This window comes from Vibrio sp. 11986-1-5 (assembly GCF_963878025.1).
In the GTDB taxonomy this organism is placed as follows: domain Bacteria; phylum Pseudomonadota; class Gammaproteobacteria; order Enterobacterales; family Vibrionaceae; genus Vibrio; species Vibrio injensis.
In genome coordinates, this window is sequence record NZ_CAWNVW010000022.1 from 123,851 (window position 1) to 133,853 (window position 10,003).

6 protein-coding genes and 1 pseudogene are annotated in these 10,003 nt (G+C 39.7%); 3 read left to right on the top strand and 4 right to left on the bottom strand.

All coding sequences use genetic code 11. The annotated features are described in order from the left end of the window. Positions 1-77: 77 nt before the first annotated feature. Positions 78-2,234: a hypothetical protein gene (locus AACS00_RS06465; RefSeq protein WP_110166866.1), complete on the top strand. Its 2,157-nt coding sequence runs from the start codon at positions 78-80 to the stop codon at positions 2,232-2,234. An 866-nt stretch (positions 2,235-3,100) separates the two neighbouring features. Here the strand turns inward: AACS00_RS06465 and AACS00_RS06470 are convergent. The 4 genes from AACS00_RS06470 to AACS00_RS06485 all read right to left on the bottom strand — a co-directional run bounded on the left by AACS00_RS06470 (position 3,101) and on the right by AACS00_RS06485 (position 6,268). After that, a complete protein-coding gene (locus AACS00_RS06470) occupies positions 3,101-3,877 on the bottom strand; it encodes a DUF4225 domain-containing protein (RefSeq protein ID WP_110166867.1) in 777 nt (258 codons plus the stop codon). Further along, positions 3,874-4,347: an Hcp family type VI secretion system effector gene (locus AACS00_RS06475; protein ID WP_088732586.1), complete on the bottom strand. Its 474-nt coding sequence runs from the start codon at positions 4,345-4,347 to the stop codon at positions 3,874-3,876. Before AACS00_RS06475 ends, AACS00_RS06470 begins: the two co-directional genes overlap by 4 nt. A 484-nt stretch (positions 4,348-4,831) precedes the next feature. Next, complete coding sequence (locus AACS00_RS06480; protein ID WP_088732585.1) at positions 4,832-5,413, bottom strand: DUF2913 family protein; 582 nt, start codon at positions 5,411-5,413, stop codon at positions 4,832-4,834. Positions 5,414-5,968: 555 nt separating this feature from the next. Next, positions 5,969-6,268, bottom strand: coding sequence for a hypothetical protein (locus AACS00_RS06485; RefSeq protein ID WP_110166868.1), 300 nt, complete (start codon positions 6,266-6,268; stop codon positions 5,969-5,971). A 211-nt stretch (positions 6,269-6,479) separates the two neighbouring features. Here AACS00_RS06485 and AACS00_RS06490 point away from each other — a divergent pair, with 211 nt between their 5' ends. Together AACS00_RS06490 and AACS00_RS06495 are read left to right on the top strand one after the other, a co-directional pair. Then, positions 6,480-8,840, top strand: a complete 2,361-nt coding sequence (locus AACS00_RS06490) for a DNA polymerase II (RefSeq protein WP_088732583.1) — start codon at positions 6,480-6,482, stop codon at positions 8,838-8,840. Between the two features lie 113 nt (positions 8,841-8,953). Continuing rightward, a pseudogene (locus tag AACS00_RS06495) lies at positions 8,954-9,995 on the top strand (IS481 family transposase). The last annotated feature ends 8 nt before the right edge of the window (positions 9,996-10,003 follow it).

A 10,003-nucleotide genomic window follows, 5' to 3' on the forward strand; every position in this document is an offset into this window, starting at 1 on the left:
GAATAATACCAAATTTAATAATCAAGCAGTTGTCGTAACCTGTAAGATAGAACTTTTTAATAGTTTGAGTGAGCTATATGTATCCTAACCTTGTTGAAACTTCGATTTTGCATGTGCTGATAATGCCGCGATCAGAAGACATTAAGGATCAATCGCCTTTTCAAGGTTATTTGATCGATTTGATTTCTAGTCAGCACTCTAGATTGCTTGAATACATGAGCATACTTCCAACTTCAGCAAATGAACTTTTCATTTCACATGAAGAGCTTATACGACATCGCATAAACTTATCTGTAAGCAATAACTTTTTGCTTGATAAAATCGCCTTTAAAAAATGGTTTGAAGTCTTTCAAGCACATCCATTTATATTTTGTTACTGCGTAGATGAAGAGAGTGCTACGTATGTTAAGGATATTAGTAAAGCTTCAAAATATCCGCTGTTAGTTGTGGGCTGGTCAGATATCTGCGACATTGTGTTGAGGGATGAATTTACTCCTTTTCTTTTGGATGAAAAAATTGCGGAAAGATTAAATTCACTAAAAGAAAATGGCGACTTAAATGAAAAGCCAAAAGACTTCTTATCATCAAGAGTAGCAAGAACTGCTCAGCAGATAGAACTGGATCAAAAATCGTATAGCCACTCTGTTTCAAATGCGAATGAAGCAGTCTTATATTCACTTGGTTACAGTCTCTCAGGTACAAATGCCTTACAAGGAAGTAATGAACGTCAACCATACATTGAAGCTATTCTGGATACCTCACAAAAAGTTCTTTCCTTAACAAATGAGTATAAAACCACATCACTAAAATCAGACTTAGTCCTATACTGTCCTAGCATTTTTACTCACCTGTATAACTTCAAAGATCAATTCTGGAACAAAATTAGAAGAGATTTAAAAAATAAGAAATCCCAAGAGCTTCTAATTGACGGAGTATTTAGAAATAAATCTTACTCCGGATTTAATATGCGAGATTTCAACAAAGAAGATGTTACGCAAGTTTTTGAAAACAAAGTTTTTCAAATGATACTTTCAACCAGACAAAGTGAATTACGTTTGTCATCGGCAGCGATCAATATGTTATGTACTTCTTATTGTGTGCCAGCGGTTCGTCTAGCTAACTCATTAAATTTTTTCCATGGTAATTTTAAAGATATCGAAAGCTTAGTTTCTTCTGGTACAGATAAATCAAAAAGAAAGCTTGATCGAAAATTCAAAGATTTAGTTGAAAAAATGAGAGGGGAGATTGATGAGCCACTTATTGATTTTATCGTTCAACATTCAAGTTCAATAACACTTTGTTCAAACATACATCTAGATTGGGTTTCTCTTGATCGAATCCCACTCATGTTCACACATGAAACATCTAAAATCCCTACTACACCGGGTAACATGTTTCTTCAAAGTTGTACTAATTTTTCCAATGTTACAGTTAAAAAAAATGAGTTGCTAAACATCACTGTAATCCGTTCATTTAGAGAAAACGATCCTCTGAAATATAAACTCGAAGAGGCACTAACTCATTACTCAAAATTAGTTGATGACATCGAAATAACGATTGTAGATGTGGGGTCTGAAGATGAGTTTGTAATTGCCCTCAACGAAATTAAAGGGAGTATTTTAATAATGGATTGCCATGGAAATCATGGAGGTACTGATTCATATGGTTGGCTACAAATTGGCAGTGATCAAGTTGACATTTGGCACCTGCCGATAATATCACCACCAATTGTTATTTTGAGTGCATGCTTAACTTCAGCATTAGCAGGATCACATGCATCAGTTGCAAATTCATTCCTTGCTAGAGGTAGTATATCTGTATTGGGTACATTATTACCTGTGAATGCGATAAAATCTGCCATTTTCGTTGGTCGATTAGTATACAGAATAAGTGCTTTTCTAAAGGCTATTCAGAAAATGAGAGTAGAGGTATTAACATGGCGTACATTTATTACTGGCTTTCTACGCATGTCCTTTTGCACCGATTTTTTAATGTTTTTTAGAGACGAGCTGAAATGGCTTACAGCTAAAGAGTATACGGAACTGCATATTCAGTGCAATTACTTAATAAATACGAATCATCCAAATTGGTATGATGAATCTTTAAAGTTAATTAGCGAAGTTGCTAATAAGCCGATAGAAACGGTTGACATGACAATTCAGGATATAGGGTTGACCGAAACAATGTATTACTCTCAATTAGGTCGACCGGAAAGTATAGTTATTGAGATGTAATAGGAGTCGGTTTAGCTAAAGATGGATGTTGGCAAAAGAACTTAGGGCAGAACCCTAGCGACTGTTTGAAGTATTATAGCTGCGATGGTTAAGTCTGGTTGCAGCATGAAGGAACTAAAAAAAGCTAGCCATCCAAAGATGACTAATAGGGTGGATTTGATTCCAAGTTTTGTAGATTGCAATTGTTTTTCCATAGGCGGCACCTCGCTTGTTTGGCTGGTGTCGCAAGGACTCTGCTCCGCAATGCGTACTGCCCTAAATTCTTTCAACGACATTATACATATATTTTAAGTGATCAACATCAAATCTAGCTTTATGGTATTTACTCTAATTTTTAGTGGCTTATGCTTCACACCTCGATTGGGCGTTACCCATAGAAATTTTTATCCAAAATTCACCTGATACAACCGACATCCTAACTTGTTTTTGTCCAAAGGTTTGTTGAACGGCGCATGAAACACGAAAATGACGATTAATGTTTAAAGACAAACGGTTTCATACAGAAATTTTGGTCACTAATTCATAAGCTACATGGCTAAATCTGTGCCATAGTAAGCTATACCCTTATAAGATTTTGAATGGCCGAAATTATGCATATCACCCTCTTTTGGGGATTAATAGCCCTAAATATAAACACACGACAATGCTAAACCACCGGATTAATTCATTTTGTTTGAATGATATGCTTGGTAGTGTGCCCATTAATAGTGTTCCATTCATGAAAATAGAATAATAATTACCGGCAACGAATCCAATTACAAGAACGACGTAAGTGAAAATGTATAAAGAATTTCTAAATGAGCAATAAGAAATCCGCTTTAAGATAATTAGCAGTATCAGTGTAAACAAAAAAAATAGAACTTCTTTCAATTGCTCGAATCCTTTATGGCATCGATGTTGTAATAGTCTGCTCCCATTTCGACACCTAATGCGGATTTACTCATTGCTTGATATCCCCTTAAGTAGTCCTCTGAGCTGTACCTAAATAACTTAAACTGCTTGGCTTTTGGGGTTCTTGTCCATAGCATTGGCTTTAGGTTAGGTTTGGAGGTAATTTGATACGCCTCTGCGGCATTTTTAGCTGTGGTGGTTTTGGCCACTAATCCATAAGCTGACATGGCTAAATCGGCGCCATAGTAAGCGATGTCCCCATAAGATTTTGAGTAGCCGAAAAATTCCGCAATATTCTGATAACTTTCTCGAACTAGCCCCGTGGCATTCTCATCGCCATCCCAAAAGTATTTGCCATTTTCATACATGTTATTTGTGCCATGAGCCATCAGTGAAGCACCAATTGAACAAAGATAAGCCGCAGAGTAGTAACAGATCCCCGCGCCAGCTGCGACCTGCATCACCCCAGATATAACACCTATCCCTTTTTGGGTGATTATGGCACCTTGGGCCATCAGGTTTTGTCTTTCTTTTCGAAGTTCTTTGAATACCGTTTCTTTGTTTTTTTTACCGTTCTTAAAGTCGTTAACAAGGCATTGTTCAAAACGATCAACGTCACGAACAAACTGCATCTTTAGCCCACCATTCGAAATATAGCGGTGTGACAGCGTGACGGCTTGCATAGTGAGTCCTTTTCCTGCCTTTTCGACTTCTCGAATGTCCCATGTGTCCGGCGCAGTCTGGTTTCTCATTCTAAGTCTCTTTCCCACGTTTCATAACCTTCAGTGCCAGCTATTTTATGTTTCCAAGTGATGTCTCGGTAAGAGAGGTGAAGGGTTTCTGACATATCTTCATCGCCAGAGTTAAGTACGTTAGGTTGGTCAAAAGACAGGGTGGTAATTAAGGCGTCAACCAACTCAATAGTATAGAAGTTTTCGTTATAGCCTTGCTCATTAGTACGAAAGAAATTGATTGTGCACTGTAAATGCTCTTGTTTAGAAAAGGCATTACCAAGAAGTGGAGAGGCTTTATCAATGGGTTTGGTAATGACGACTTCGGCAGGTCCGCCGTGTTTGTTTAAGGTGAAGTTACACGCCAGAACGGTGATTTCATTTGAATGCGATACTTGAGCCTTATTTCCTATAGAGTCTTTCGTGTTGCAACCAAGGGATATACAACCTTGTTTTTTACCGATAACAGAGAGATATGCCGTGTGAGCCATGTTATGCCTTTTATTGTCTATGGTGCAGTGCTCATATTGTATCTTTAATTACCTGAAAAGATAAGATATGCACATTAGATTTTGACATAAGGTCACAATGTATGTGCATGGCAAGAAAAATGGTAAGCGCATGCTGCGACTTGCTCCCTTGGGTTTGTCAAACTCCCCCTCTGGTACTTCTATTTGACCTTAGATAATTCAATTTATCTCAAGGAGTAGTGGCGTGTATTTTTGAAGATAGAATTTCGTTTTAATGACTCAAAGATTGGATACAACTGGTGACCTAAGTTTAAGGGAAGAACTTGATACAGCACGCTTGTGATAACTACAGTTACCGATAATTTACTAAATTAGAAAAACCACTGACGCGTTTTTATCCAAAACCAGCAAGAAAACCACGGCCATCGTATTTTGATGCGCTCTATTAACTCTCGTATCACCTTCTGGTGAAGTGTCATATGACAGTTATCGTCGCCGTCATGTTTTAAGTAGGGTGCACTAAAATATGGGCTTGATGTAACTCTGCGTTCCACTCTTTCATTTCGGCAAGGAACAGACCGTGAGCGTTAATCGAATTTATGAGCTCTGGTGCACGCTCTAGCTGGATAAGCATCGATAACGGTGTCACTTGGTTATGTTCTTGGTCAAAACTGTGTTCGACTTGCTCTTCTAACATGTAAAGAATGCCAGGCTCCGCTTCGCTACCTTCTTCAAACAGCCGAGACTCAATACCTTCTTCATCATGAAGGTGGACGAGTAGGTTATAGAGCTTTTCAGCCCCGACGAGTTTCGTTTGATTCGATTCAGTGCTGAGTTTATGCAGTTTCATTTCTAGGTTCCCGCCTTTTTTTCTCGCAACGCTGAGCATCAGTTTGATGTCTTTTTTAATATTTGTTAAAGACTTATCGTTGAGCTTAGGCTTGAGGTATTTTATCAAGATTTCATTGCGCGTTGCGACTGGCACAAAGCGGGGAGATGCTGACACTTTACATAACAAGTGAAGTAAGGCGTGAGTAATGACATTGTGTAGGTTGTGGTAGTAGTCAAAGTCTCGTTTGATTTGCATAGCCAAGATAATGTTGTGGTTCGATTATTAATATAATCGGGGGCTTGCTGTGCTTTATCAATCACAATAATGACTCAGGAAGCGATTTTCCATACATTTCGTTATTCAAGAATCGCTAATGTTATATTTTCTGAAACGGATTTTTGTCCAAACTGAGTTAACTTCTTGGTTAACTCATCTGTTCAATTAAAGCTATCAGCTCATAAGTATGTTGCTGGTTATACGATTTACCCAAACTATCAGTACCAACGATACGGTTCATATCTAAAGAGGAAGCCAATATAAATGTCGTCTTTTATATGTTGATTTTTTATATGTATAAAAACTTACAATACCTACAATCCATTCTTAATAAAGGTTTATTTACTAACTCATTCATATTTTATATGCTTTTTACTAGAAAGATGAATTCCTCGGTAGTTAATTGATAGGCTTCACGATTATCTAAACACGTTTAGGGAGCGATTCGTGTCAGGTGGAGTCACACTGACAAAAGGAGCCTTAATCGACCCCTGTATTAGCGATAGTTTTCGGATATAAAAAAAGCATAGATAGTTAGGCATAGTTAAAATGGTACTCCATAAAAAAATTAAGTTGGCATCCTCTTCCTAAGGCTCTTTCCTCAATTTGTTTCCATAATACTGGTAAATAGGTCTTAAGAACTTTTACATCCGATTGGTGGTATTTACTCTCTCCAATTGAAGCTTTTAGCCATTCAGATGGGGTTAAAAGAGTGAGCCTTTGGTGAAAGTATTCTGGAATAGCTTTACGGATTGATTCTTCACTACCGCTAGCGACATAAATTTTGACTCCTTCACCAGTTGCGTAATAGTGACAAACACCGACATAGAACATATTAACTCCTGACATACAATGGAAATATTTACCCGAACGAACAAAGTGTGAATGAGTTTTCGTTCTAAGTCATTTAATGAGGCTGAAATTAGTTTGTATATTTGCAGCGTCAGCATATCCTCTTTGTCTCTAAACAATATATCTTTCTATCAACGATTTTTGATACCATCATTAAGATAGTGGTTTGTAGCACAAAAATTTAGGAAGTCGATTGAACATCAATCAGGGGTTTGTTTTAACCCGACAAGCAAGAGACAGAGGTAACAAAACCGTTATCGAACTTTGGGTATCAACCCCTCAAGGGCCTGTACTGCTGGATATTGAGGGTGAGCGACCAACTTTTTTCATTGATGTCAGCAATGCCAAGAATGCTAGAGCATTGCTCATTAGCCGAGGGCTTAAATTTGAACTCAAATCTCTACCACTCAAGACGTTCCGGAATTACAATGTAGTAGCTTGCTACTTTGTTACTATTGAAGATGCTAATACGGCAATAACTCTACTAAAACAAAATGACGTTGTCGCTTATGAAAGCGATATTCGTCTCGCTGACCGTTATTTGATGGAGCGATTCATTAAAGGCAGTATCGAGTTTACTGGTCATCAACTCGCACGTCGTAATCATTTCTATATAACGAAGGCCAAGTGTCGTCCTAGCCAGTTCAAGCCAAGTTTGTGTGTGGTATCACTCGATATTGAATGCTCGGAAAAAGGAGCGCTATATTCTATTGGTCTTGATTGCGAGCGAGATAGCCGAGTGATTCTGATTGGCCAACCAGAGCCAGCGGAAACACCGATCCAATGGGTCTCCGATGAAAAAGCCCTCCTACTAACTCTCAATCAGTGGTTTCAACAATTCGATCCTGATGTCATCGTAGGATGGAATATTATCGATTTCGATTTTCGCTTATTGAATAAGCGCGCTCAGTTGAATAAAGTCCCACTCGCCATCGGTCGTAATAGTCGCAGTGCATTCTTTCGCTCAGGTAATAACCAGCAAGGTTTTATTTCGATTCCAGGGCGAGTAGTGATTGATGGCATTGATATGCTCAAGACAGCGACTTACCATTTCCGCTCTTGGTCGCTTGAGTCCGTATCACAAGAGTTGTTAGGTGAAGGTAAAATCATTCACAGCGTCCATGACCGAATGGAAGAGATCAATCAGATGTTCCGATCGGATAAGCCCTCTTTGGCTAGATATAACTTGCAAGACTGCGTTTTGGTTAATCGAATCTTCGATAAAACCCATCTATTAGATTTTGCCATTGAACGCTCATGCCTAACCGGGCTTGAGCTAGATCGCGTAGGTGGTTCGGTTGCGGCCTTCACTAACCTTTACCTGCCCCAACTGCATCGTGCTGGTTATGTCGCACCCAACATGCACTCTGAAGACTGGATAGCTTCCCCTGGTGGCTATGTGATGGACTCACTCCCAGGCCTCTATGATTCGGTCCTTGTTCTTGACTACAAGAGCCTTTATCCGGCGATCATTCGCTCATATCTTATAGATCCTCTTGGGCTTATAGAAGGACTACGATTGCCAACGGGTAATACGCTGGATAGAGCAATTGAAGGGTTCCGTGGTGGACAATTCCATCGAGAAAAACACGTCCTACCCAAGATGGTTCAAGATATTTGGCAAGCGCGCGATCTAGCAAAAAAAAACAATGATCTTGCCTTTTCTCAAGCCTTAAAAATCATTATGAACTCGTTTTATGGTGTGCTGGGTTCTTCCGGGTGTCGTTTCTTCGATACACGTCTGGCTTCTAGTATCACAATGCGTGGACATGAAATCATGAAAACCACCAAACAATTGGTAGAGGAGCAAGGTTATCAAGTTATCTATGGTGATACAGACTCGACTTTTGTTGCGCTTAATAGTGCTTATTCAGAGCAACAAGCTGATGAGATTGGCAAGAAACTTGTGAAGTACATAAATGCTTGGTGGAAACAAGAGCTAAAACAACGTTTCGGGATCGACTCTTTCTTGGATCTAGAATATGAAACCCACTACCGCAAGTTTTTGATGCCAACCATTCGTGGATCAGAAACTGGTTCGAAGAAACGCTATGCAGGTCTGGTGAGTAAAGACAACGATGAGAAAATTGTATTCAAAGGTCTTGAGAGTGCACGGTCTGACTGGACACAACTGGCTCAAGAATTTCAGCAAAGACTTTATATGATGGTATTTCATGACCAAGACCCATCTGATTACGTGAAAAATACGGTTGAACAAATCGAAGCTGGTGAGTTTGATAATATGTTGATTTATCGAAAGCGATTGCACCGACGACTCCACGAATACGAGAAGAATATTCCCCCACAGGTTCGAGCTGCGCGTATAGCTGATGAGAAAAACGCCCGCCTAGGACGACCGTTGCAGTACCAAAACCGTGGGTATATTGAGTATTTAATAACAGTCAGTGGCCCAGAGCCTAAAGAGTATTTGGAAAGTGCGATTGACTATCAGCACTACATCGAAAAACAGATAAAGCCGGTTGCAGAAGCAATCTTACCTTTCGTAGGGTACGACTTTAAGCAACTAAGCGGACCCCAATTAGGGCTGTTTTAAGTCAAATGTATTAGTTCAGACTAGATCTGACACTTCAATTTGAAAAGAAGAGAGTTACCCACTTTGATTAAAGGTGCTTAAACCGTAATCAAAAACAATAAGAGGTAACTCTCATGCTTCATACTAGCAATCCAATCATTAAACACAAAGCTGGCCTTCTCAATCTTGCAGAAGAACTTGGCAATGTCTCTAGAGCTTGTAAGGTTATGGGCGTTTCAAGAGACACCTTCTATCGTTATCAGGAGTTGGTTGAAACTGGTGGTATCGATGCTCTGATTAATCGGAGCCGCAGAACACCAAACATGAAGAACCGAGTCGATAGTGAAACTGAACAGGCCGTTATCAAATACGCCATCGATTTCCCTGCTCACGGGCAAGTGAGAACAAGCAACGAGCTACGTAAACTCGGTGTCTTTATCTCTCCAAGTGGCGTTCGCTCAATCTGGCTTCGTAATGACTTAGAAAACTTCAAAAAGCGCCTTATTGCCTTAGAAAAACAGGTCGCTGAGAACGGTATCATTCTAACGGACGAGCAAGTTGCAGCCTTTGAGCGCAAGAAACATGATGACGAGGCTTGTGGTGAGATTGAAACAGCGCACCCAGGCTATCTCGGGTCTCAAGACACGTTTTATATTGGCAACCTTAAAGGTGTTGGACGCATCTATTAGAAGACGTTCGTTGATACCTACAGCAAAATCGCCTTCGCTAAGCTCTACACGACAAAAACACCCATCACGGCTGCTGATATGTTGAATGACAAAGGTGCTCCCGTTCTTCGAAGCACATGAGCTGCCTATGCTCAGGATCGTGACTGACCGAGGTACTGAATACTGTGGCCGTGTTGAACAGCACGATTACCAACTCTATCTTGCCATCAATGATATCGACCACACGAAAACGAAAGCGATGTCGCCACAGACAAATGGTATCTTCGAGCGCTTCCACAAGACCATATTAAATGAGTTCTACCAAGTGACATTCAGAAAGAAACTGTATGGTTCAATAGAAGAGTTACAGAAAGATCTGGACGAATGGATGGACTACTACAACAATCATCGTACCCATCAAGGAAAAATGTGCTGTGGCAGAACGCCAATAGAGACATTAGAGGATGGGAAATCAATCTGGGCTGAAAAGAATCTAGCCCAGATATAATCTGACAG